23 protein-coding genes are annotated in these 23,779 nt (G+C 41.7%); 1 reads left to right on the forward strand and 22 read right to left on the reverse strand.

Annotated elements, in window-relative coordinates:
• Position 1: 1 nt before the first annotated feature.
• From AC2G3J_RS14020 to AC2G3J_RS14070, 11 genes are all read right to left on the reverse strand, one after another.
• Complete coding sequence (locus tag AC2G3J_RS14020; RefSeq protein ID WP_419328174.1) at positions 2-1,462, reverse strand: right-handed parallel beta-helix repeat-containing protein; 1,461 nt, start codon at positions 1,460-1,462, stop codon at positions 2-4.
• 20 nt (positions 1,463-1,482) lie between these two features.
• Positions 1,483-2,322 carry a type I 3-dehydroquinate dehydratase gene (gene aroD, locus AC2G3J_RS14025; protein WP_336953953.1) on the reverse strand — a complete coding sequence of 280 codons (840 nt, stop codon included), beginning with the start codon at positions 2,320-2,322 and terminating at the stop codon, positions 1,483-1,485.
• A gap of 282 nt (positions 2,323-2,604) precedes the next feature.
• Positions 2,605-3,234 (reverse strand): protocatechuate 3,4-dioxygenase subunit alpha, encoded by a 630-nt coding sequence (gene pcaG, locus AC2G3J_RS14030; RefSeq protein ID WP_336953954.1) that lies wholly within the window; start codon positions 3,232-3,234, stop codon positions 2,605-2,607.
• A 12-nt stretch (positions 3,235-3,246) separates the two neighbouring features.
• Positions 3,247-3,972 (reverse strand): protocatechuate 3,4-dioxygenase subunit beta, encoded by a 726-nt coding sequence (gene pcaH / locus AC2G3J_RS14035; protein ID WP_004722139.1) that lies wholly within the window; start codon positions 3,970-3,972, stop codon positions 3,247-3,249.
• A 10-nt stretch (positions 3,973-3,982) separates the two neighbouring features.
• On the reverse strand, positions 3,983-4,396 hold the full coding sequence (pcaC, locus tag AC2G3J_RS14040; RefSeq protein WP_336953955.1) for a 4-carboxymuconolactone decarboxylase: 414 nt from the start codon (positions 4,394-4,396) through the stop codon (positions 3,983-3,985).
• Between the two features lie 44 nt (positions 4,397-4,440).
• Positions 4,441-5,793: a 4-hydroxybenzoate transporter PcaK gene (gene pcaK, locus AC2G3J_RS14045; protein WP_336953956.1), complete on the reverse strand. Its 1,353-nt coding sequence runs from the start codon at positions 5,791-5,793 to the stop codon at positions 4,441-4,443.
• A gap of 42 nt (positions 5,794-5,835) precedes the next feature.
• Entirely contained in the window at positions 5,836-6,615 is a 780-nt protein-coding gene (gene pcaD, locus AC2G3J_RS14050) for a 3-oxoadipate enol-lactonase (RefSeq protein ID WP_336953960.1), read from the reverse strand.
• 8 nt (positions 6,616-6,623) lie between these two features.
• Positions 6,624-7,982, reverse strand: a complete 1,359-nt coding sequence (gene pcaB, locus AC2G3J_RS14055) for a 3-carboxy-cis,cis-muconate cycloisomerase (RefSeq protein ID WP_336953957.1) — start codon at positions 7,980-7,982, stop codon at positions 6,624-6,626.
• An 8-nt stretch (positions 7,983-7,990) separates the two neighbouring features.
• Positions 7,991-9,199: a 3-oxoadipyl-CoA thiolase gene (gene pcaF, locus AC2G3J_RS14060; RefSeq protein ID WP_483770155.1), complete on the reverse strand. Its 1,209-nt coding sequence runs from the start codon at positions 9,197-9,199 to the stop codon at positions 7,991-7,993.
• Between the two features lie 13 nt (positions 9,200-9,212).
• Positions 9,213-9,866, reverse strand: a complete 654-nt coding sequence (locus tag AC2G3J_RS14065) for a 3-oxoacid CoA-transferase subunit B (protein WP_336954157.1) — start codon at positions 9,864-9,866, stop codon at positions 9,213-9,215.
• Between the two features lie 2 nt (positions 9,867-9,868).
• Positions 9,869-10,552 (reverse strand): 3-oxoacid CoA-transferase subunit A, encoded by a 684-nt coding sequence (locus tag AC2G3J_RS14070; protein ID WP_483770156.1) that lies wholly within the window; start codon positions 10,550-10,552, stop codon positions 9,869-9,871.
• Positions 10,553-10,802: 250 nt separating this feature from the next.
• Here AC2G3J_RS14070 and pcaU point away from each other — a divergent pair, with 250 nt between their 5' ends.
• Positions 10,803-11,627 carry an IclR family transcriptional regulator PcaU gene (gene pcaU, locus AC2G3J_RS14075; RefSeq protein WP_336952606.1) on the forward strand — a complete coding sequence of 275 codons (825 nt, stop codon included), beginning with the start codon at positions 10,803-10,805 and terminating at the stop codon, positions 11,625-11,627.
• Positions 11,628-11,826: 199 nt separating this feature from the next.
• On the opposite strand, the gene AC2G3J_RS14080 is transcribed toward pcaU, so the two are convergent.
• From AC2G3J_RS14080 to nirD, 11 genes are all read right to left on the reverse strand, one after another.
• Positions 11,827-12,480: an ATP-binding cassette domain-containing protein gene (locus AC2G3J_RS14080; protein WP_336952607.1), complete on the reverse strand. Its 654-nt coding sequence runs from the start codon at positions 12,478-12,480 to the stop codon at positions 11,827-11,829.
• Positions 12,467-13,165 carry a molybdate ABC transporter permease subunit gene (gene modB, locus AC2G3J_RS14085; protein WP_483770157.1) on the reverse strand — a complete coding sequence of 233 codons (699 nt, stop codon included), beginning with the start codon at positions 13,163-13,165 and terminating at the stop codon, positions 12,467-12,469. Before modB ends, AC2G3J_RS14080 begins: the two co-directional genes overlap by 14 nt.
• Positions 13,166-13,176: 11 nt before the next feature.
• Positions 13,177-13,920 (reverse strand): molybdate ABC transporter substrate-binding protein, encoded by a 744-nt coding sequence (gene modA / locus AC2G3J_RS14090; RefSeq protein ID WP_419820727.1) that lies wholly within the window; start codon positions 13,918-13,920, stop codon positions 13,177-13,179.
• A gap of 28 nt (positions 13,921-13,948) precedes the next feature.
• Entirely contained in the window at positions 13,949-15,241 is a 1,293-nt protein-coding gene (locus AC2G3J_RS14095) for a molybdopterin molybdotransferase MoeA (protein WP_336952612.1), read from the reverse strand.
• Positions 15,238-16,161, reverse strand: a complete 924-nt coding sequence (gene moaCB, locus AC2G3J_RS14100; RefSeq protein WP_336952614.1) for a bifunctional molybdenum cofactor biosynthesis protein MoaC/MoaB — start codon at positions 16,159-16,161, stop codon at positions 15,238-15,240. Before moaCB ends, AC2G3J_RS14095 begins: the two co-directional genes overlap by 4 nt.
• A gap of 68 nt (positions 16,162-16,229) precedes the next feature.
• Positions 16,230-16,928 carry a molybdenum cofactor biosynthesis protein MoaE gene (locus tag AC2G3J_RS14105; protein ID WP_419328462.1) on the reverse strand — a complete coding sequence of 233 codons (699 nt, stop codon included), beginning with the start codon at positions 16,926-16,928 and terminating at the stop codon, positions 16,230-16,232.
• 1 nt (position 16,929) lies between these two features.
• Entirely contained in the window at positions 16,930-17,241 is a 312-nt protein-coding gene (locus AC2G3J_RS14110) for a MoaD/ThiS family protein (protein WP_336952616.1), read from the reverse strand.
• A 1-nt stretch (position 17,242) separates the two neighbouring features.
• A complete protein-coding gene (gene moaA, locus AC2G3J_RS14115; protein ID WP_336952618.1) occupies positions 17,243-18,352 on the reverse strand; it encodes a GTP 3',8-cyclase MoaA in 1,110 nt (369 codons plus the stop codon).
• Between the two features lie 186 nt (positions 18,353-18,538).
• Positions 18,539-19,174 carry a molybdenum cofactor guanylyltransferase gene (gene mobA / locus AC2G3J_RS14120; RefSeq protein ID WP_336952620.1) on the reverse strand — a complete coding sequence of 212 codons (636 nt, stop codon included), beginning with the start codon at positions 19,172-19,174 and terminating at the stop codon, positions 18,539-18,541.
• Entirely contained in the window at positions 19,171-21,966 is a 2,796-nt protein-coding gene (locus AC2G3J_RS14125; RefSeq protein ID WP_483770158.1) for a molybdopterin-dependent oxidoreductase, read from the reverse strand. The genes mobA and AC2G3J_RS14125 overlap by 4 nt, the downstream gene beginning before the upstream one ends.
• Before the next feature lie 94 nt (positions 21,967-22,060).
• Entirely contained in the window at positions 22,061-23,686 is a 1,626-nt protein-coding gene (nirD, locus tag AC2G3J_RS14130) for a nitrite reductase small subunit NirD (RefSeq protein ID WP_483770159.1), read from the reverse strand.
• Positions 23,687-23,779 lie beyond the last annotated feature (93 nt).

A 23,779-nucleotide genomic window follows, 5' to 3' on the forward strand; every position in this document is an offset into this window, starting at 1 on the left:
TTTATTTAAGTTTTAGCGCTGAGCTAAGTTCAGATGTTGCACCTAAACGATCTGTGATACTGGCGGTGATCGATGCAACTTTCACTGTCGGTTTCCAAGTAACGGTTGCTGTGCCTTGAGCATTGGTTGCAACAGTGCTTGAGCCTAAATAAAACTCGGCTTCATGTGCGCTTGCTTGTGAGTTTCCAAAAAATTCAACTTGGTAACGTTGGTTCGGTTGTCCTTTTACCTCTACCGCAATTTGACCTTTTGCTAAGGTCAATTTAGGTGCTTGAATATTTTGATTCGGTTGGGCATTACAGCCTTGTTCATTGGGTTGCTGGCAGGTCTTTTGTAAGTTTGCTGGGTCAATTTTCACGCCATGCCCCCGTGAACCGACAAAGTGCGCATGTTCTAATCCCGGAATATCAAAAATGATTGCACCTAAACGTTGATTGGGCACACAGCTCCCACCCGCTTCACAGCGTTTGATGTCTTTGCCATTATTCCAAATTTGGTTTTTGGTTAATGTGATACGCGCATTGGCATCTTTTTCTGAACGAATGGCAACCCCAACACGATTGCCATGGACTTTATTGCTGTCAAAAATATTGCCATCACCCGTGAGGTTAAAGCCGTTGGAATTATTGGTCAGTTCGTTATAGGCAATATAATTGCGTTTGCCCCAGTTGATCTGTAAGCCATCTGAATAGTTTTCAAACTTGTTGCCAATCACTGCATTGTCATTGCCCCATAGAATTTCAATGCCTTGTGATGGCTCTGGGTTTGCCGTGGTTGAAATAAAGTGGTTATTGGCAACCAAGTTAAATGCCGCACCACGAGTTAATTCAAGTCCATCACCATTGTCTTGGAAATAGTTATTTAACACTTTGTTGTTATTGGTGGTGGTCGCAGTCGGATTACCTTTACCATCATCCCCTGTCAACATCACCCCTGCACCGCCATAGTTGTGCATAATACGGTTATTTTGGATCAGGTTATTGCTTGCACGGTTCATCAATATCCCAATACAAAAACGACGAATCTCTAGTCCTTGAATGCTCACCCCGTTGATGTCACGTAACACAATACCCGGTAAAGTTGTGGTACGAACATTGGTTCCGAACTGCCCTTCGACAGCACCCGGACAAGCTTCTACGCCTGTACCTTTAATATAATTTGAGCCATCAATCGCAATAAACTCACCTGTTTTTGCCCATTGTGTACCCATGATTTTTACAGGTGCTTTAATTTCTGGCAGTGGACTGTTGACCTTAATCACATACGGTGCTTGCCCAACTGCTTGAATCAAAATCTCACTAGCTTCACTCGGTTTGCTGTTGGCTTGTTCAATCGCCCAACGTAATGAGCCTTTTTCTGTATCATCTTGATAGCGATCTACTACATAGCTTTCTGCCATTGTTAAACTAGAAACCGCTAAGCCAAGTGCCAATGTGGTTAAACGTAACGAAATCATTTTCATGTCTAAAAAATCCTTTTAAATTATGGTGTAGGTTGAACTACTTTTAATAACTGTTTAAGTTGGGTCACATCAATTTGGCCAGGCGCAGAAGCTTCACCGATCATGCCAAAACTAAAGCTGCCCCCCATATTGGCGGTAGCAATGCGAGAAACCGTTCCGAGTTTACCCATCGACATCGTCAGCAATGGTTTTTTAGATTGTTGACTGACTTTTAAGGTTGCATTCATTAAGGTAAATACATCTTGTTTGCTTTGTGGCATTACTGCGATTTTAAGAATATCTGCACCAAGCTGATCTTGTTTAAGCAAACGTTGCACGATCTCAGCTTCTGGAGGTGTTTGTTTAAAATCATGATTGGACATCACAATCAATACTTTTTGTTGATGGGCCAATTGAACAGTGCTTTTTACCACTTGCTGATCTCGAAACATTTCAACATCCAGCATGTCCATAAAGGGCTGGCGTAAGTAGGCTTGATAGGTTTTGCCATAATCCGCATCACTTATGGTCAACTGCCCCCCTTCATTATGAGTACGAATGGTCGCAATCATGGGCTTAGAACCCAGAATCTGTTTAAGGTCATGACCCAATGCAATCACTTGTTTGGTGTTATTGGCAAAGTTGAGGAGATCTATGCGGAACTCAGCCAAATCGGCATCTGGATTATTGGCAATGATTTTTGCTTGTGCTAAGGCCTGCTCTTTGGTTTTTGCTGTAATCGGGACAATGGTTTTTACTGGGAGTTTTGCCAGTTCTGCAAGTTCAACTGGGCTTTGTGAAACAGGTTGCGCCTGTGTCATTTGAAAGGTAAATATGGAGCTAAGTGCAAGCGTCAATGCTGCAAGTTTTTGTAGTTTCATTTTTTCATCTTCCTTAATAGATTTGTTTTGGTTTTTTGGAGTCTTACCAAGTTTCCATTTAATGACAGGATAAACCTTCGGTTCGACCTCCTTTTCTTTCGGAAAAAGGAGAAGTGAAGCTTCGCAAGAAAACCATCTTGCGGAGCCTTACCCCTCACCACAAAACCTGTTCAATCCTTTTAACTATCCTGTTTATCGCAGATAACAATATCTTGTTGATCCAACGAAGGTTACGGATAATGTTTCCAAGTATCTAATTTGATCCTAAATTTTTTAGGCGCGTTAAATATCAAAAAATACGGTTTCGTCTTCACCTTGAATGCGAATATCAAAGCGATACACGATTTCACCATCTTCTTCACTGCGTTTTGCAATCAGAGTTTGGCGGCGGACTGCCCACTCAATGCTGTTCAGTACCGCATCATTGGCATTGGCTTCAACTTCATCGTCAAAATAAATACGGGTATTCAAACCAATGTTTATCCCACGGGCAAATAACACGACTGCAATATGCGGTGCTTGAGTCGTACCTTTACGCCCTGCCACAGCACCCGGTTTAATGGTGTCAAAACTCCAAAAACCTGTTTCAAAATTTGCGCCTGTACGTCCCCAGCCCTGAAAATGCGCATCCGCTGTTTTGCCTTGGGTATCTGCCCGACTTGGATAAACCCCATTGGCATCGGCTTGCCAGATTTCCAATAAGACATCTCGTAATGGTAAACCCAGCCCATCAAACACTTGACCTTCAATACGGATACGTTGGCCTTGGGTATGTTCCTTCACCAACTGGTTATCGAAGCTATGTTCAAACACTTCAATATTGGCTTGTTGTGGCAATAAACCAATATGCACATAAGGACCACCTGTTTGTGATGGGGTTTCCTTAATTTCCTGAAAATTCCATGCATTCATTGTGTGAGTTCCTCAAGTCAAATCATTTTCAAAATAAGTCGCACGACGACCACGCAGATGAATATCAAAGCGGTAACAACGACTATCTGATTCAATGAAATTGTTTTTATCTTCTAATGCGATCAAGGCACGACGCTGATCTTCAGATGGAATGGTTTTTAAAATCGGACAAGTATCTATCAGGGTATCGCCCTCAAAATAGAACTGTGAAATTAAACGTTGTGCCCAACCATCTGCTATTAATGAAAAATGGATATGTGCGGGACGCCATTCATTGATTCGGTTACGCCACGGATATGGACCCGGTTTAATGGTACGAAAAATATAAAAACCATTTTCATCGGTTAAGGTACGACCACAGCCACCAAAGTTAGGATCCATTGCGCCAATAAATTTATCATTTGGATGGCGATAACGACCCGATGCGTTGGCTTGCCAAACTTCCAATAAGGCATTTTTCACAGGGCGACCAAACTGGTCACGCACATAACCATGCACAATAATTCGCTCACCGACAGGGAGCCCTTCTTTGGCATAGTTCAAAATCAAATCATTGTCTTTTGCACCAAAAATTTCAGGTGAAAAATGCGGTGAAGTTACTTCAGTTAATGTTTCATTAATCGAGATCAATGCATTTTTTGGCGAGCGTAATACACTGGTTTTATAGCCAGGTGTATATGCTGGCGGGTGATCTTCTGTATTTCGTTGCGGATACGCACCCAATGTATGACTTAACATGCCTATCTCCTTAATCCTGTTGTTGTGCAGCGACAGGTTGCACTTCTATTCCGAGTTCTTTAAAAACATCTTCAGCCATGTGCATTGCAGCATTTGCGGCTGGCAGTCCTGCATACAATGAGCTGTGTAAAATCAGTTCTTTGAGTTCGTCCTTGGTAACACCATTGTTAAAGCAAGCACGGAGATGCATTCTGAGTTCATCTTCTCGTCCCAATGCCAACAGAATAGCAATGGTGACTAAACTGCGGGTATGACGTGGTAAACCTTCACGTGACCACACCTCCCCCCAAGCAAAACGGCTAATAAAGTTTTGAAAATCTTGGTTAAAGTCATTCAAATTTTCTAAAGAACGACCGACATGTTTTTCACCCAATACTTCGGTGCGAACCTTTAGCCCTTGTTGGTAACGTTGTTCATCATTCATTGAAATTGTCCCCCCTTTGTGATCTTATTTCTGATCTGAGAAAGTTAGGTTGCATCGGTATGCGCCACTAAGGATTTAACAAAAATTGCCACAGCCGCAGCGGTTGCAGGAATCATCAATAAGCTTAAGATCGCGGTAAAAGACCAATCATTGCCCAACAAAACAGCACCAATCCAAGCCCCAAACACTGCGCCAAAACGACCAATCCCTGTCATCCATGCCACACCAGTTGCACGACATTGAGTAGGGTAAAAACGGGCACTTAACGCTGGCATTGCAGACTGTGCCCCATTGATTGCCACACCCGCACATAACACCAGAATTGCCAATAAGGTTGGGTTACTGAGACTTTGACCTACGGCAACAGCAAATAAGCCTGCAATAAAATAGAATGCTGAGATAATGCGGTTAGGGTTAAAACGATCCATTGCCCAACCAATAAATAACGCACTCAATACACCACCAAACTGGAACAGACCGCCGATAAATGCTGCGCGTTCCATGGTTGCGCCCGTTTCACGCATCAAGGTTGGTAACCAACTGGTCAGTAGATAAATCACGACCAAGCCCATAAAGTAGGTTGACCATAACAATACGGTGCCTTTGGCAAATTTTTGAGAAAACAACATGCCAAATACATTTTTCTTTTGTGCTACAGCAGACTGTTCATCTGGGATATAAAAACTGTCAGCAAGCTGTACTTTTTCAGGAGCAATATGACTTAGGATTTTGCGAACTTTTACAGCATCTCGCCCCTTAACAATCAAGAAGCGATATGACTCAGGTAACAGCACAATCACCAATACCATTAGGATTAAAGGTGAAATACCGCCTAGCAAGAATAAGCTGTGCCAACCAAAGGTAGGAATTAGCCAACTACTGACAAAACCACCTGTTGCCATACCTAAGTTATAGCCACAAAACATACAGGTCACGAGCAGTGAACGAACACGGTTCGGACAGTATTCGGAAAACAATGTGGTGGCATTTGGCATTGCTGCGCCTAGACCAATACCCGTTAAAAAGCGCAGTACAACCAAACTGTCTAAGTTTGGGGCATAGGCGGATGCCAAGGTAAAGCCACCAAAGATCAACATTGAAATGGTTAATACAATCTTGCGTCCAAAACGATCCGCAGTAGGTCCTGAAACCAACGCACCAATGATCATTCCACCCAGTGCTGCACTCATCACAGGTCCAAGTTGAGAGCGATCAATCCCCCAATCTTGTGCTAAAGCAGGGGCAATAAAACCCATTGCAGCAGTATCGATTCCATCAACAAATACAATGAGAAAACAAATAATTGCAATCATCCATTGATACTTGCTGATTGGTGCATCATTAATGAGTGCCTGAGCATCCATACTATTTTTTGGGGCAGCAAATTCCTGTGCCATAGTTGCCTCCTTGTAGGCGAATTCCTTTCTAACCCTAGACGGTTATATGTTCTGAATAAACTTGGACAATGCCTGATTGAACACTTGTGGTTGTTCAATATTGGACAAATGAGAAGCCGCCAAGATTTCAAGTTGACTGTTTGGAATGAATTGATGCATAAATTCTGCATCTTGAACCGTCGTTATAGGGTCATATTGACCTGCGATAATTAAAGTTGGGATTTGAATTTGATTGAGCTGATCTCGAACATCGGCATCTGCCAATGCTCGACACGCATTGGCATAGCCTTGTGCAGGTGTCACCGCTAAACTTTGAATGGTTTTTTGAGCAAGAACATCATGTGCATAATCAAAATGCTCACTAAACCAGCGGGTATGTGTAGTTTTGACAATTTCAGCCAATCCTTGTTGTTCAACGCTATCGGCACGGACTTTCCACGCCTCGGCTGTGCCGATTTTGGCTGCTGAGTTTGCAACAGTAATGCTATAAAAACGCTCAGGATATTCAATCGCCAGTGTGAGTGCTGTAATACCACCCATTGAAATTCCACAAAAATGGGTTTTTTCAATGTGCAAGCTATCTAAGATATCAATCACATCTTCAGCAAAGTTATGCAATGTTCCATTGGCAATCACATCACTTAATCCATGCCCACGGGTATCATAAGTAACGATTTGATAGTGTTGCGCCAAAGCATCTACTTGAACTTGCCACATACCATGATCAGTTCCCAATGAGTTAGAAAACACGATCACTGCTGCATCTTTTAAGCCTTGGACTTGAACGGCAAGTTGATGTCCTTGACGGTTCTTAATTTTCATACTGGTTTTCATGATTCAGACACTCCTTGTGCTGCTTGTAGTACTGCATCAATTTGTGCCTGAATATTGCCCAAGTAAGATGCTGGTTTAAAAATCTCATCTAGGGCTTGTGAACTTAGATGAACATTCACCTCAGTCATTTCTGACAACACTGTTTTTAAATGCTGCTGTTGCGCGAGGGCTTGCTGACAAGCTTGTTCGACCAAATGATGCGCATTTAATCGGCCAATTTTGGGTGCCAGTGCCATCATTGCTGCTTCTGCCATGATCAAACCCTGAGTACACTCAAGGTTACGCTGCATGGCTTGTGCATCGACTTGCATATGTTCAAGCACATCCGTAGTGCGTTCTAAAGCCCCTGCACATAACTGGAAAATTTCAGGAATCACTAACCATTCTGCATGCCAAGTGCCTAAAGCACGTTCATGTTCTTGCAACATGTTTTGGTAGGCACTTGCCATTAATGCAGGGACACGGTTGGCTGCTGCAAGTACGCAAGCGGCTGCAACTGGATTACGTTTATGTGGCATGGTGGATGAGCCACCACGACCTTTTGCAGTGGGTTCAAAAACTTCAGCAATTTCAGTTTGCATCAGCAAAGACCAGTCTTTTGCCATTTTGCCGACATTACCCACAATCAGGGCAAGTACACTGGCAATTTCAACGATGCGGTCACGTTCACCGTGCCATGTACACTCAGGTGAAGTTAAATTCAATGCCGCGGCATAGGCTTTAACTACGGCTGAACCTTGATCTTGTAACGATGCCAATGAACCCACAGCCCCACCGAGTTGAGCGGTAAGCACTCGGCTTTTCATCTCGTGTAGACGGTCTAGATCACGTTTAAATGCTGCAGCCCAACGTGCAAACTTATGCCCTAATGTGATCGGTAAGGCTTGCTGTAACCAAGTCCGTCCAATCATGACTTGGGCACGATATTGTTGTGCTTGGTCTAATGAAACTTGATAAGCTTGTTGTAATTGTTTTTCGATCAGCCCTAATGCATCACGGCATTGCAGAATCGTGGCTGTATCGATAATGTCTTGGCTGGTTGCGCCCCAATGCACATAACGTGCTGTGTCATCATCGTATTGTTTTACAATCGCAGTAAATTGCTTTACGAAAGGAATCGCAATATTTCCCGCAAGTGCTGTAGCAGTTGCCAGTGCTTGAAAATCAATTTTTGCTAGGGCTTGTTGTCCAACTTGTTCAATGATGGTAGCAGCAGATAGTGGAATCACCTCCACTTGTGCTTGTGCTTTTGCCAAAGCCACTTCAGCTTGGATCATGTAACCTAATAAGGCATGATCGCTAAAGATTGCTGTGACATCAGGCTGATAAAATAAGCTGGCGTATAACTGGCTCATCGGATACCTCACTCAACACGTTGAATAATGAGCGCGATGCCTTGCCCGACACCGATACACATTGAACATAAGGCATATTGCCCCTTGATCTGTTCAAGCTGATTTAGGGCAGTGGTCACCAGTCTGGCACCTGATGCGCCCAAAGGATGACCTAAGGCAATCGCCCCACCATTAGGATTGACACGTGCATCATCATCTGCCAAACCTAAATCACGGGTGACAGCCAAAGCTTGGGCAGCAAAGGCTTCATTTAGCTCAATCACATCCATTTGCGCTAAACTAAGATCGGCTTGTTTAAGCAGTTTCTTGATTGCAGGCGCGGGTGCAAAGCCCATAATTCTTGGTTCAACCCCCACAGTGGTTGCTGCAATAATTTTCCCACGTGGTTTTAATTGGTATTTTTCTACAGCTTCATCTGAAGCAATCAATAAGGCCGCTGCACCATCATTAATTCCCGATGCATTACCCGCCGTGACCGTGCCATCAGCTTTTACCACACCTTTAAGTTTTGTCAGTGCGGCTAAAGTCGTTGATGCACGTGGATGTTCATCGGTATCCACAAGCACAGCATCGCCTTTACGCTGGGGAATAGTGACAGGCACAATCTCATTTTTGAAAAAACCTTGAGCTTGTGCTGCCGCAGTACGTTGTTGGCTGTTTAGCGCAAACTGATCTTGATCCGCACGGTTAATATTGAATTGCTCTGCCACGTTTTCAGCGGTTTGTGGCATGCTGTCCACACCATACAATTCTTTGAGCTTTGGATTGATAAAGCGCCAGCCCATAGTGGTGTCTTCAATCTTTTGACTGCGTCCAAAAGCACTGTCCGACTTACCCATCACATAGGGCGCACGGCTCATACTTTCTACACCACCGGCAATGATTAAATCAGCTTCGTTGGCTTTGATGGCGCGAGCTGCCATGGCAATCGCATCCAGTGATGATCCACATAAACGGTTCACTGTAGTGGCTGGCACTTGATAAGGTAAGCCTGCCAATAATGCTGACATACGCCCGACATTACGGTTGTCTTCACCGGCCTGATTGGCACAGCCATAAATCACATCATCGACTTGTTGCCAATCTACTGTTGGATTACGTTGTATCAATGCTTGAATTGGAATAGCACCGAGATCATCTGCACGTATTGGCGCAAGACCACCGGCATAACGACCAAATGGGGTACGGATGGCATCTATGATGTAAGCGTTTTTCATGTTGTCTATATCCTTAAGCCGGTATCGCGTCAATCAATGGAGCACCCGTCAAAGCCTGTAATTCTTCAAAGCTCAGACCTGCAACTTTTTCAAGCACTTTTAAACCCTCTGGGGTCACATCAATCACGCATAAGTCAGTATAGATACGATCAACACAATGCTTACCTGTCACAGGATAGCTCAGTTCTTCAACAATCTTAGGTTCACCTTGCTTGGTTACATGGTCTGTGGTGATAAAGACTTTCTTGGCCCCTACAGCCAAATCCATTGCACCACCTACCGCAGGAATCGCATCCGCCGCACCGGTATGCCAATTGGCAAGGTCGCCATTGGCCGCCACTTGGAATGCACCCAATACAGCAATATCCAAATGTCCACCACGCATCATGGCAAAAGAATCACCGTGATGGAAAAACGAGCCACCCGTTAGCATGGTGACATATTCTTTGCCTGCGTTAATCAGCTCAGGATCTTCTTCACCTTTGGCGGGTGGAGGACCAAAAGCCAATAAACCATTTTCAGAATGCAGGAATACATCTTTGTCTGTTGGCAAGTATTTTGAAATCTTGGTCGGTAAACCAATACCTAAATTGACATATGCACCATCGGGAATATCTTGGGCAACACGTTCAGCAATTTGGTCACGGCTTAGTTTTTGGTAGCTCATTGTTATTCTCCATTACCATTGGCTGCATCAACTGCAACCACATGCTGAACAAAAATTCCTGGGGTAATAATATGCTCAGGATCAAGTTGTCCTAGTTCAACCACCTCTGATACTTGTGCAATAGTGACGTCTGCTGCCATCGCCATGATTGGACCAAAGTTACGTGCTGATTTGTTATAAACCAAGTTGCCCCAACGGTCGCCTTGATGTGCTTTAATCAATGCAAAGTCTGCTTTAATCGGATATTCAAGTACGTAGTCTTTGCCATCGATATGACGTGTTTCTTTGCCATCTGCCAATAAAGTACCAAAGCCTGTTGGGGTAAAGACTGCACCTAAACCCATCCCCGCGGCTTGAATACGACAGGCGAGATTACCTTGAGGAACCAGTTCCAGTTCGATCTTGCCCGCATGATAGAGTTCATCGAATACCCAAGAGTCAGACTGACGGGGGAAAGAACAGATGATTTTACGGACTGCACCTGATTTAAGTAGTTTCGCCAGACCGTAATCGTCATTGCCTGCATTGTTATTGACAATCACCAGATCTTTAACGCCAAGTTCAATCAGCCCATCGATCAGCTCTGCGGGCTGTCCTGCTGTTCCAAAGCCACCAATCATAATGGTTGCACCATCTTTGATTTGGGATAGAACCTCAGTCAATGAGGTGGCATTTTTATCAATCATCTGACTACTTCCTGTACTTTGAATCACTCATTCATTTCATCCTAGAAACCGATGAAACTAAGCCGAGTGTTTTGTTCGGATTTCTAATCTTTATTCTTGATAAATTTTGTATTTACTTCTAGGCTTAAAGTTAGATTTTGTTCGATCATTATTTTTTATGTTCGATGATCGAACATTATCCCACTAAAACGGTCTGATTTGGATTGAGTAAAATTTTAATGTAATTGGCTTTAAATTAAGGATCTGCGTTATGGACGATGAACACAACAAAACTACCCGATTAATCCATCATTCTGAAAATAAAAAGATTATTCGCCATGAAGATTTTATTGCAGGGATTGCAAAAGGGTTGGCGATTTTGGAATGTTTTGGGCCTGAACGACATCGCTTGAATATCAGTACTGCGGCTGAAAAGACAGGAATGACCCGAGCAGCAGCGCGTCGCCAGTTACTGACCTTAGAGTACTTAGGCTATTTAGACTTTGATGGACATTACTATTATTTAACTCCCAAAATTTTAAAGTTCTCTGGTGCTTATTTAGATGGTTCACCTTTACCCAAAATTTGCCAACCTTTATTAAACTTATTGACCAATCAGACTTCGCTGATTTACTCGGTGATGGTATTAGATGGTTATGAGGCAATTACCATTGCACGTAGTGCCGCACATCAGCAAACAGACCGTGTTAATCCTTACGGCTTACATTTAGGCAATCGTCTTCCTGCACATGCAACTTCTGCGGGGAAAATTTTATTAGCGCATTTAAATGTGGAAGAACAAAAGCAATGGCTGACCCAGTATCCATTAAAACGTCTTACTAAATATACTTATACAGAAAGTGAGGCGTTTATCGAATTACTGCATGAGATTAAAGAACAAGATTGGTGTTATTCATGTGAAGAACATGAATTGGGAGTTCATGCTGTTGCGGTTCCAATTTATGACTCAAACGCGGTAGTTGTGGCCGCATTAAATATTGTCTCCCCCACTATGCGCACAACAAAAGATTATTTAATTACTCATATTTTACCGTTACTGCAAGAAACAGCACGTGATTTACGCCAAGTGATTTAATAGATATCTTGAACAAGTATATTTTTAGATCATTGCTAAATGAGCTAAACCTTATAAATCATGGAATTTAGACCATTTCATAAAGGTGAGTTTATCAAAATGTAGAGTTTGTACTGCGTATCTTGCATTTAAATTTAAATACATTTGAACAGACAATACTTCCTTTTTCATGGATAAAAAGATCTAATATTATTCAAGATTAGTGAGTTTTTGGGATTTCAGTGATGCTTCCCTGATCCATATAAACCACCTGTGCATTTAAATAAGCCAGCTCATCGGCATGATGGGTGACATAAATCATGGGTAATTGAGTTTCTAGTTTAACGCTATTTAGAAAAGGTAAAATTTGATCTTTTAATTTGTAGTCCAGCCCAGTCAATGGTTCGTCCAAGAGCAATAAATCAGGAGAAGATAAGAGCGCGCGACCAATCGAAATACGTTGTGCCTCGCCACCAGACAATTGATAAGATGCACGTTGCAATAACGGCTTGAGTTGAAGTAAATCAACAATCTGATCAAAGCTAAATTTCTTGTTCTGATCTGGACACAAATTTTCTGCATATTTTAGATTTTGTTTCACATTCATATGTGGAAACAGCCATGCATTTTGGAAGACTAATGCTATTCGACGTTTGTGCATGGGTAAATTAATTTTTTTTTGATCGTCGAAAACACACTGCTGATTGAGTAAAATTGAACCCTGTTGTGGCTGTAACAAGCCGGTAATGTTTTTAAGGAATGTTGATTTCCCACTGCCTGATGCACCCATAATGCCCAGCAATTGTTTTTGCATTTGCAACTTTACCTTTAAATTAAACTCAGCATATTGAAATTGAAAATCACATTGCAGCATCTTTGCCTCCCAATTTTCGCTGATAATTCTGAAGAATATAAGCATTTGCAATCAAAGCACCAAAGGCAACCAATATGGATAAGATCACTAAACGCATAGCGCCCTGCTCCCCATCAGGTTGCTGAATCAGCGAGTAAATTGCTATAGGAATGGTCCGAGTTTCATCGGGAATATTGCCCACAAAAGTAATGGTTGCACCAAACTCACCTAAGCTACGACTAAAACACAAAATACTTCCAATTAAAATTCCGGGTAAAGCCAAAGGTAGGCTGATACTGCTAAATACCCGTACAGGGCTTGCACCCAAAGAACCTGCAACCTGTTCCAGTTGCTGATTGATCATTTGAAAAGATAGCCGAATGGGTTGCACCATCAATGGAAAAGCCACGATCATGGAGGCTAAAACAGCTCCTTTCCAATTAAATGCCAATTGAATACCTAACTGATTGAGATATTGTCCAATCCAGCCATTGGCACCAAACAGGATTAAAAGCAAATAACCTAAAACCACTGGAGGTAACACCATGGGCATTTGTAACAGTGCTTCCACCACAAACTTTAATCTAAATTGATAACGTGCCAAAATCCAAGCGAGCATGATTGCAAATGGTAGACAGAATAAAGTTGCAATGAAGCCCACTTTCACCGACAAATACAATGCACTCCACTCTTCTGAACTTAGCATAAAGTAGGATCCTATAAACCAAAACCATACTGAACAAAAATCTTTTTAGCTTGCGCATTTTCTTTTAAATAATGGTTAAATTTCACTGCTGACTGATTGTTGATACCTTGTTGTGTCAAAGCAAGCGGATAGACAATTGGATGATGGCTGTTGCTTGGAAAAACTCCTGAAATTTTGATTTTTTTACTGATCAATGCATCGGTCTTGTACACAATCCCCACTTGACACTCACCACGTTCAACAAATGCCAACGCTGAACGAACATCATCCGTCCCCACTATTCGACCATTTAAACTGTTCAGCCAATTGAGTTTAATCAGACTTTGCTTGGCATATTTACCTACTGGTACAGACTCCATTTGCCCTGTGCATAAATGCCCTTGAAATGATTGGGCAAAATTAAATGTAGGCACAGCTTTAAACTGTTGTTTGCTTTGCAAAGGGCTAATCAACACCAATTGATTAAACAAAAATGGTTTAACCTGATTTACCTGAATCTTCTGTTTTTGGACTAAATAATTCATCCAGTCCTGATCAGCAGAAAAGAAAATATCACTGGGCGCACCGGCCTCAATTTGTTTTGCCAGTGCTGAAGATGCACCAAAAACAGTCACTATTTTAACCTCTGGTTGCTGCTTCTCATACAATTTAGCAATATCTGTCACCGCATTGGTTAAGCTTGCTGCAGCATAAATTTTGATTGTTTCAGCGTGTAATATGCTCATACTCGGCAGAAAATACAGGCCCAAGATCATTTTTAACGACCTACGCATCTTTTATCCCCTAATCTTGAATAAATAAACCTTGGAGGACTTGCCCCTGTTGTATGTTTTGATCTGAGGGTATACGCACAATACAATTGGCATCAATCAGATTACTCAACATATGTGATTGCTGTTTAGTTAAACTCTTCAAACTTAATCTTCCTTGTTCAAATACAGCATGCATTCTTAAAAAGCGCTCTCGCGCATCAGACTTCAGCGCATGACTCATAACGCCTGTCATCCAATTGAGTGGATGCTTTTGCCCCTGTAAAGAATTCACTAGAGTCGCCACATAGACTTGCATACCGATATAAACCGCAGCAGGATTGCCGGGTAAACCCAATAGGTAACAGTGAGTTTGATCTTGTTGCTGTTCTTGTCCTTTTCTTTCTTGTCCTTGTTTTTTTTGTTGAGAATACTTGGCGAAAAGCATCGGTTTACCCGGCTTTTGTTTGACCTTCCAAAAAATTTGCTGAAAACCGAGTTTTAATGCTGCGGGACGAACAAAATCATAATCTCCTACAGACACCCCACCTGTAGTAATGATTAAATCGTATTGTTCCTTAAGACGATCAAACAACTGAATTACACGATGTTCGATATCTTCAACATGAATTAAATTAACTGTTTGATTTCGGGTTTGAAACCATGCGCGGATCATGGGTGTATTTGCATCAAAGATTTTGCCTGAATTTAAACATTCGATCATATCTGCAACTTCGTCACCTGTAACGACCACAGCAATTTTGGGATAACGATAAACTTCTACTTGCTTTACACCTGCCATACTGAGTGCTGCAATAACACCGACATTGAGTTTTTGTCCTACTGATGCAATTAATTGACCGAGTGCAACTTCTTCCCCAACATCTCGAATATCAGCATGACTGTTTAAAGACTCAGTGAGTTTTATATTGTGTAAATCGATGAGCTCAACAATCTCTTGTCGAGCAACCGTTGTGGTACCTGCTGGGATTTTTGTCCCTGTAAATATTCGAATCGCTTGCCCTTGTTTCAATTCGACCTCAACCCTTTGTCCTGCACGAATCTCTCCAATCAATTCGAATTTAGAATCTGTTTGAGTCACTGCACTTGCATTGATCGCATAACCATCTACCGCACTTTGCGAAAAAATGGGTAAATTAATTTCTGAAAAAATATCTGCTGCAACATAACGATTAAGCGCTTGGTTTAAGGGGATGGTTTCACTACCTAGACTTGGAGTGTGATCCACAAGTAACTGCAATGCTTGATCAACTGAAACCAAGCCTTTTTCATTGCCACAATCATGAGCGACCGCAATCTGATTCATTGATAGCCCCCAAGATGTGGAATATTTTTTTGCACATCAAAAAGATGTACCAAGGCTGGTAGAATGGCAATCAGTGACTCTTTAGCACCTTGGCGACTGCCTGGCAAAGTAATCACCAAACTATTGTCAATATAGCCCGCGACCCCTCGGCTGAGTGCTGCATAAGGGGTACGTCTTTGACCAAAACTACGAGAAGCTTCCATCAAACCTGGAATTTCACGTTTAAGTAAAGGTTGAATGGTTTCAACAGTTAAATCTTTAGGGCCTAATCCTGTTCCACCCACAGTCAAAATAAGTGGATAGTGATTCTTTTGTTGTTCAATTAACGCCAATAACTGTTCTGGAGAGTCGGCAATTACTTGATAATTCACCTGACTAAAATTGGCTTCTTCAAGAATTTCTAAAACATTTTGCCCAGCTGTATCAGGCTTTTTCCCTGAAGCCACGGTATCGGATAAGACAATAACCGATGCAGATAAAGTCTCTTTCAATACACGGGTAAAATGTGATTTACCGCCTTTTTTCAGTTGTAATTTACATTGGTCAAGGCATAAGTCTTCAGGTTCACAGTGCGGCTTAAGCATATCGTATAAGGTTAAGCCTGCTAGACTGACTGCCGTGAGTGCTTCCATTTCTACACCTGTAGGACCAATGGTTTCGACAGTCGCAATAATTTCGACATGTTTTTCATGCAACTCATATTCAACATCTGCACGATAGATCGGTAAGGGATGGCACAAAGGAATTAATTCATCAGTGCGTTTTGCTGCCAAAATTCCAGCAATACGTGCGGTTTTTAGTGCGTCCCCTTTTTCTGTACTTCCAGTGCGTAATAGTTCTATGCAATGTGCAGGTGCATATAAAATTCCTGTTGCTACGGCTGTACGGTAGCTTTCTGCTTTCATACTCACATTTTTCATTGCCTGTTCCTTCTCTTACGATATTACTTACATGGCCAGACATATTTAGCTGAGTTACTCAATCAGGTTTACATATGCCATTGGTAAATCGTCTGTTCACACTGGTTGCTCAGCAACATTTTCTGTTTTGCATCATGTTGTAGATTGTTCTGTGCTGTATGTCTGTGCTGTGAATCTTGGTAATGGGAATGACTTGGTAAAGAATGATGATGCTGCGCGGCTCCATGCCTATGCTCAAAATCGCGCCCACAACTATGCTCAGAATCATGTTGACTCAATGAATCCGTTTGTGTGGCTGTATCCTGTTCAACATAATCTTTCCGAATACAGCACCCAGCAACATATTGGCTACTACCATCTAAATAAAACTCCTCTTTCCATACAGGAACTTCGTGTTTTACTCGTTCTACCGCTTCTTCACATGCGGCAAAGGCTTCACGTCGATGTGCTGCATAAGCAATCGCAATAATGGCTTTTTCGCCGATATTTAAGGTACCAATACGATGAATCACCCGTACATAAGCCACAGCGAATTTCTGTTGAATCTCTTGCTCAATTTGACGAATCATTTTTTCTGAAACCGGCGCATAGCTCGTATATTTCAATGCTTTCACCGCTTTGCCTTCATGGTGATTACGTACTGTTCCAATAAAGATGCCAATACCACCGCATTCAGGAAAGTGTAGGATCGGATCAAAACTCTCCTGAGTTAAAGGAGTATCCTGAATCCTATTAAATTGCTTGAGTGTAGAATCAAATGTACTCATCTCAACCTCCTGCAACCGGTGACAGTAAAACAACTGTACTATCAGATGTTAATAGGGTCTGACGCGGAATAATGTCTTCCCCCATTGCACATGCACAGTGTTGAATCATTTTTCCTGCGTCTGGATATGCACGCACCACGTATTCTAAAACATCAGAAATGAGCATGTTTGACTCACATTGCAGGATTAAATCTGCTGGCAATACACGTTCAATTGCACCAAAGCATTCAATTTTTACCGTCATCTGCTGCGGTATATTCTTCAGTTGATTAACATTATTTGGCGTATTTAGAATTTTAAATTGATCTGACATATTAACCTCCAATCATATACATACTGATTTTTCGAGATGACGAATGTTTTGAATTTAGCTGTTGATGAATCTCATTAAAGCCTTGCTTTTTCTGCCAAATATAATCAGACAAAGTATCTTGTAATTGTCTGGGTTGCGGTAATTCTAGATTTATTGGCGAATATACAACTGCATTTGGTGAGTGACTTTGAACAAACTGAGTCTCAGCGAAATAATGTGAATCATGGTGCAATGCCTGAATTTGTGTTTTCAGGCTAATTCCCTTTGGAGCAAATAGGCAGTTATAAAAATCACCTTGTGCTGTTAACCGTATACGGTCACAAGTGCCACAAAATGAATTGGTTATGGTCGAAATGATGCCAATAGGATAATCATTAATAAAATACTGTCGTGCAGGCTCGGAAGATTGTCCTTGTTGTAAAGTGACAGTAAAGTCTTGCTTTAATTGCTCTAAAATTTCCTGCTCAGTGACAATATCGGCTTGCGTCCAAAGCCCCTCTCCATCTAAAGGCATAAACTCGATAAAACGCATTGTAAGATGCTGTTGAATGGACCAATGTGCTAAGGGTAAAACCTGATCATCATTGATTCCTTTGATCAATACAGCATTGATCTTGATTTTAAAACCTGCCTGCTGTGCTGCTGTAATGCCTTCTAATACTGGTTGTAACTCTTTTTGAGTCAAGGCCTTAAATTGTGCTTTATCTAAACTGTCCAAACTAATATTCAAATCATCTAAACCCGCTTGTTTTAACTGGGTTGCGTATTGTTTAAGGTAGTGTGCGTTGCTAGTCATTGAGATCCGTTTTAAGCCCAGTTTTTTTAATTTTTGTAGTTGATCAATGAAATGCACCACACCTTTACGCATTAATGGTTCGCCACCAGTGATTCGAATCTGCTCAATCCCATGTCGCACCATAAACTCGCAAAAAATATACAGTTCTTCAAAACTGAGTAAATTATGCTTTTTGATCCATTCTGGATGTTCAGGCATACAATAGACACACTTAAAATTACAGCGATCTGTCACTGAAATTCTGAGTTTGCGCTTAGTGCGACCATATTGATCGACAAAGGCGGCACCCTCTTCGTATTGTGTCATTGCATTCATATACACATCCCAAGCACTATTTAAGTTCAAGATTTTTTAATACTTAAAATCTGCGCTATTTTATTGACATTGAAATTGCAAAAAGTGTTCCAACTTTGATCATCTACAGCTAAATGTGAGCTAAAACCGATTTGACCTCTATTAAAAATGCCGAGATTTGCAAAAAATTAAGCAAAACTAAGCCAGTCAATTTAAAAACTTGAGCTGTTGGTATTGTTGTAATTCATCCAAAGAATTGATGCTGTGGAAAAACAGTGCATGATTCTCAAATAATGCTTCCTGAGCGTGCAAATCAGAAAAACATATCTTTAAACTGCGCTGTCCTTGTTCAAGATGAGTACAGATTCGATTGAAAGCGCTCCGTTTTAATAAACAAAATGGATATAACGCTTTACCATTGATATTGACGTAAGCCACTTCTGCCAAAGGATGACTCGCTAAAGTGACATGTAAGCGTTCAATGACCTCAGGTGGAATAAATGTCACATCACAGGGCACAAAAAGTACATAGTCAGATTCAACATAAGACCAAGCACTTTTAATTCCCATCAAAGGACCATAAAAGCCAGTTTCATCATCTTGATAGCAATACAAACTTGGAATAAGCTTCTGATAAATTGAATAATCGCGATGACTATTGACCCAGACCTGTGATACTCGGTTTTTTAATTGTTGATGGATCTTGATGAGTTGAATTTGATCATCAAACTTCTGTAACAGTTTATTGATCCCATTCATACGTCGCGCCTGACCACCAGCGAGAATCACAAGATCAGTTTGTGGATATTGCTTAGCTTTCTTGGGTTTTATAATTCTTTTCATAGAGTAAGCTCCGCTTGACAGGCTTTAATCAATCCGCGAATTTCAGGTAGACATGAACCGCAATTACCACCTGCTTTTAAACATGCAGTCACTTGTTTTTCATGATTGATATTGTTTTGTTTAATGGTTTCAATAATTCGATTTTTGCCTACCTTAAAGCAACTACATACCAATGGCCCCTCACTATTGCCTATTGACATGACTTGTCCAGCAAGTAAGGCTTTACGATGCATCGCACTTAAACGATCACGTTTAAACAAACTTGCGACCCAATCACGATCTGGTAATAATGCTTTAGGTGCGATATATAAACTTGCAATAAGGCGCCCCTCTTTTAGCACTACACTATGGCTGATATGTGCAGTTTGATCTTCCAAGTTAAGCCATTCAAAACTTTCATCGTCAAAGGGTAAAAGTTGCTTGAGATTTTGGGAGGTGTGGGTAAAACGACGACGATCTGCCAATTCATACCGCACTGCTTTGGCAGTCTGAATTTTTGTCCACCACACCGTATTTTCAATGCTATTTTTAACAATGTGTTCAAAGCCTTCACGAACATAAAATACCCCTTGCCACTGGGTATAAAATGGCTGAATCAACACAGGGGTATGTTTGAATTCTGGCTCCCCTGAGATTGCGTCCACCACTGGATTGACCACTTTGCCAATACGTGCATCCGAAGCATATTGATCATTCCAATGAATCGGGGCGAAAATTTGTCCACGGCGGATATTGTCACTGAGTACAGCACGCAAGACACAATTGCCCCAAGCCGATTTGATTTCGACCAATTCGCCTTCTTTCAAGCCATACTTCAATGCATCATTGGGGTGAATTTCACAAAAGGGTTCTGCTTTATGGGTGCTTAAATTGGCAGATAAACCTGTGCGAGTCATAGTGTGCCACTGATCTCGAATCCGTCCTGTATTGAGAATTAAAGGATATTCAACAGTGCTTTGATGGACTGGATCTATCGCCATTGTGGCAATAAATTTAGCTTTGCCATCTGCATGACTAAATTGTCCCTGTGAAAACAATTGTGCGAATGCATGTTCAGTCTGATTGCGCATGATCACAGGCCATTGAATGGGTTCCAATTGATCATATTCATCTAATGAAAGATCAGTTAAACCTTGTAAATTGAAGTAACGAAAGCTTTGGGTATTTGATCGCGCATTAATCTCTGCGTTTTGATACGCAGATAACAGAGCATGTTCTTTAAAAATCTCGTGGCTATTTGCAAAATCAAAGCCAGTAAATCCGAGCTTTTGAGCCACTTGTGCCACAGCCCACCAATCCGCTTTGGCCTGCTCAGGCGGGTCTAAAAAAGCACGTTGTCTTGAAATACGACGTTCTGAATTGGTGACCGTACCATCCTTTTCTCCCCACCCCAACGCAGGTAAGAGCACATCGGCAAACTGAGTAGTGTCGGTATCTTTGCAAATATCGGAGACTACAACAAACTCACAGCTGTTTAAAGCACGTTTGACCTGATCGGCATTGGGGAGGCTGACTACAGGATTGGTTGCCATAATCCAAATTGCTTTAATCTTGCCACTTTCCACTGCTTCAAAAAGATCAACTGCTTTTAATCCCATATGCTTGGCAATGCTTGGACTGTTCCAAAAATTTTGTACAAGCTGTTGATGTTGTTGATTGTCTAAGTCCATGTGTGCTGCCAGCATATTGGCAAGCCCACCCACTTCACGTCCGCCCATTGCATTGGGTTGTCCTGTCATAGAGAATGGAGCTGCACCCAACTTTCCAATTTTGCCCGTCAACAAATGACAATTGATGATGCTATTGGCTTTGTCCACGCCACGTGAAGACTGGTTTACCCCCATTGAAAATAGGGTCATGACTTTTTCAGTTTGGGCAAACTTTTCAAAAAAGAGTTGAAGTTTTTCTAGCGAAATTCCTGTTTTCACTGCAACATCTTGGATATCTGTTTCAGCTTGCGAACTTTTTAGTGCCGTATCTAGCCCTTGAGTATGTGCCTCAATAAATGCGCTATCCGCATAGTTATGTTGATGTAAATATTGTAATAGCCCATTAAACAAGCAAACATCTTGACCCATTAGAATAGGCAAATGTAAATCAGCTGCTTCACATGTAGCCGTAAAGCGTGGATCAATCACCACCACAAATAAATCACTTTGCTTTTGTTGTCTTAATTCTTTGGCTTGCATGATGCGTTGATACATCACGGGATGACACCATGCTGTATTTGAACCAACCAAAATCACCATGTCAGTATGTTCAAAATCGTCATAACTTGCAGGTACCAAATCCTCACCAAAAGCACGCTTGTGTGCGGCAACTGCCGAAGACATACACAATCTTGAATTGGTATCGATATTGGCTGTACCCAAATAGCCTTTAACGAATTTATTTACCACATAATAGTCTTCTGTCAACAACTGACCAGAAACATAAAATGCGACACTGTCACGACCATATTGCTCGATATAGTGTTGGAATTTATTGGCGATTAAACCTGTTGCGCTATCCCAATCTGTAACTTGCTGATGGGGATGACGTCCAAGCATCGGCTGTAAAACACGTGTGCCCAACCCCAGCGTATCAGCCAAATTACTGCCTTTAATACACAGTTTTCCGTAATTCGAGGGATGCTTAACATCGCCAACCACAGAAACTTTTTGTCCTAGCGTAGTGTCTTGCACTGTTGCTGTTACACCACAGCCTACACCACAGTAAGGACAAGTGGTTTGTGTGCTTGTGATCTTATATTCTGTGGAGCTCGGCAGTTCCATTACAGGGATACTATTCATTGCTGCTGTGCTCCTCAATGCTATACATTCACTTGAATATGGCTTTCATTTAATCTTCCCCTCCTTTTAAGATGAAGGGGTTAAGCGATATAAATCAGCCTGCTTTTTTTAATGCAAAATCCCGACCAAATAACAATTTATTGCGAATCGAAGAAATTGGGGTTTGATCAGCAATCAATTCAGCGTACCAAGTGCCATCCTCTGTATCACCAAACAGTACCGCACCAACGACTTTATCTTTTTGAATAATAATGCGTTTGTAGATTTGACGTTTTTCATCATTCAGAATAATGTCTTCAAAATCTTCTATAGGCTGACTGTTTTCTAAATCAATACGGCCTGCTGAAAAAACATCACAACCACTGACTTTTAACTGGGTAGGAACCGTCGGTGCTTTAAAGGTCAAACTGCCGTGTTCGGCCAAATGTGATGCACAGATAAAGGCTTGCCCCCATAAAGGTTCTACCAAACCAAACGTTTGGTTACGATGCTCAATACATTCACCCACTGCATAAATACTTGGATCATAGGTTTGCATGGTGTCATTAACCAACACACCGCGATTACAGCGTAAACCCGCACTTTGTGCCAATGCCATATTGGGACGAATACCCACGGCAAAAACCACCAGATCTGCATCTAAAAGTGTGCCATCTTGTAACCGAACTTGGGTGACATGACCATTTTCACCAAGTAATTCTTCTGTATTGGCTTCTGTGATGATCGGAATACCTTTTTGCTCAATTGCTGTTTTCAACATTTGACTGGCCTTGGCATCAAGTTGGCGATCCATAATACGATCCATCAAATGCAAAACCGTCACATTCATACCACGTTGCTTTAAACCATATGCGGCTTCTAGCCCCAATAGCCCCCCACCAATCACCACTGCATTATTTTTAGATTTACAGTAGTCGAGCATATTATTGACATCATAAATATCACGAAAGCTCAAAACGCCATCCAATGCTGCGCCTTTGACCGGTGGAATAAATGGTTTTGAACCCGTTGCTAAAATCAAACGGTCATAGCTCACCACCACACCTTTTTCGGTATAAACTTGCTTACGAGGACGGTCAATACGTAACGCAGCATCACCCGCAATAAAGCGAATATTTTTATTCGCATACCATGAATGGGGGTGCAGCATAATGTCGTCAATGGTTTTATCCCCTGATAAGACAGGCGACAGCATAATCCGGTTATAGTTCCCCCAAGGCTCCTCACCAATCACCGTCACTTCATAACGATCAGGTGCCATATCAAGCAAATCTTCCAAGCAACGCATTCCTGCCAATCCGTTCCCCACCAGAACTAAATTGATTTTTTCCTGAGCCGTACCATTATTGGTGATATAAGTTTTTTGTGGGGTTGGACTGACCCAGACACGACCATTTTCAATTTTGCTTGGAAAAACCAGTAATTTTTGATCTTTGTCTTCTAAACAACGGCCTGTTGCTAAACTAAAATGTTGCTTATAAATCGGTGATGCAACTACACGTTCACCTTGTAAATCACCAATTATTCCACGTGACATAACAAAGGCTTTGCTAAATGGGTCTTGGTTGCTCAGCGCATACACACGCTTTTCACTGCCTACCCGAAAAATAGCCACTTGTTGTTGCCCGAGCAACGCGCCTACACCAGTATTGGGCGTAATGTCTTGCAATGCACAAATATCGAGCCAGTCGAGTTCGTTCATATCTTTTAAAATGGTCATTGTGTTTATCCTTTTAACAACGTTTATCAGCTCTTCCACAAGGCTTGTTTTAAGCTGTGGAATTGTGGAGTAAGGCCAATAAAGCAAGTATTC

Source organism: Acinetobacter legionensis (genome assembly GCF_057165765.1).

What these genes read in the sequence shown, in the direction of transcription:
- pcaD (WP_336953960.1), bottom strand. Translation starts at nt 6,615, where the DNA reads ATGAAAATTAAGAACCGTCAAGGACATCAACTTGCCGTTCAAGTCCAA.
- modB (WP_483770157.1), bottom strand. Translation starts at nt 13,165, where the DNA reads ATGCTAAGTTCAGAAGAGTGGAGTGCATTGTATTTGTCGGTGAAAGTG.
- AC2G3J_RS14105 (WP_419328462.1), bottom strand. Translation starts at nt 16,928, where the DNA reads ATGAGTACATTTGATTCTACACTCAAGCAATTTAATAGGATTCAGGAT.
- pcaB (WP_336953957.1), bottom strand. Translation starts at nt 7,982, where the DNA reads ATGAGCCAGTTATACGCCAGCTTATTTTATCAGCCTGATGTCACAGCA.
- AC2G3J_RS14080 (WP_336952607.1), bottom strand. Translation starts at nt 12,480, where the DNA reads ATGCTGCAATGTGATTTTCAATTTCAATATGCTGAGTTTAATTTAAAG.
- AC2G3J_RS14020 (WP_419328174.1), bottom strand. Translation starts at nt 1,462, where the DNA reads ATGAAAATGATTTCGTTACGTTTAACCACATTGGCACTTGGCTTAGCG.
- nirD (WP_483770159.1), bottom strand. Translation starts at nt 23,686, where the DNA reads ATGACCATTTTAAAAGATATGAACGAACTCGACTGGCTCGATATTTGT.
- aroD (WP_336953953.1), bottom strand. Translation starts at nt 2,322, where the DNA reads ATGAAACTACAAAAACTTGCAGCATTGACGCTTGCACTTAGCTCCATA.
- pcaU (WP_336952606.1), top strand. Translation starts at nt 10,803, where the DNA reads ATGGACGATGAACACAACAAAACTACCCGATTAATCCATCATTCTGAA.
- AC2G3J_RS14065 (WP_336954157.1), bottom strand. Translation starts at nt 9,866, where the DNA reads ATGAGCTACCAAAAACTAAGCCGTGACCAAATTGCTGAACGTGTTGCC.
- AC2G3J_RS14070 (WP_483770156.1), bottom strand. Translation starts at nt 10,552, where the DNA reads ATGATTGATAAAAATGCCACCTCATTGACTGAGGTTCTATCCCAAATC.
- pcaF (WP_483770155.1), bottom strand. Translation starts at nt 9,199, where the DNA reads ATGAAAAACGCTTACATCATAGATGCCATCCGTACCCCATTTGGTCGT.
- moaCB (WP_336952614.1), bottom strand. Translation starts at nt 16,161, where the DNA reads ATGAAAAATGTGAGTATGAAAGCAGAAAGCTACCGTACAGCCGTAGCA.
- pcaG (WP_336953954.1), bottom strand. Translation starts at nt 3,234, where the DNA reads ATGAATGCATGGAATTTTCAGGAAATTAAGGAAACCCCATCACAAACA.
- moaA (WP_336952618.1), bottom strand. Translation starts at nt 18,352, where the DNA reads ATGAATGCAATGACACAATACGAAGAGGGTGCCGCCTTTGTCGATCAA.
- pcaH (WP_004722139.1), bottom strand. Translation starts at nt 3,972, where the DNA reads ATGTTAAGTCATACATTGGGTGCGTATCCGCAACGAAATACAGAAGAT.
- AC2G3J_RS14110 (WP_336952616.1), bottom strand. Translation starts at nt 17,241, where the DNA reads ATGTCAGATCAATTTAAAATTCTAAATACGCCAAATAATGTTAATCAA.
- mobA (WP_336952620.1), bottom strand. Translation starts at nt 19,174, where the DNA reads ATGAAAAGAATTATAAAACCCAAGAAAGCTAAGCAATATCCACAAACT.
- pcaC (WP_336953955.1), bottom strand. Translation starts at nt 4,396, where the DNA reads ATGAATGATGAACAACGTTACCAACAAGGGCTAAAGGTTCGCACCGAA.
- pcaK (WP_336953956.1), bottom strand. Translation starts at nt 5,793, where the DNA reads ATGGCACAGGAATTTGCTGCCCCAAAAAATAGTATGGATGCTCAGGCA.
- AC2G3J_RS14125 (WP_483770158.1), bottom strand. Translation starts at nt 21,966, where the DNA reads ATGAATAGTATCCCTGTAATGGAACTGCCGAGCTCCACAGAATATAAG.
- modA (WP_419820727.1), bottom strand. Translation starts at nt 13,920, where the DNA reads ATGATCTTGGGCCTGTATTTTCTGCCGAGTATGAGCATATTACACGCT.
- AC2G3J_RS14095 (WP_336952612.1), bottom strand. Translation starts at nt 15,241, where the DNA reads ATGAATCAGATTGCGGTCGCTCATGATTGTGGCAATGAAAAAGGCTTG.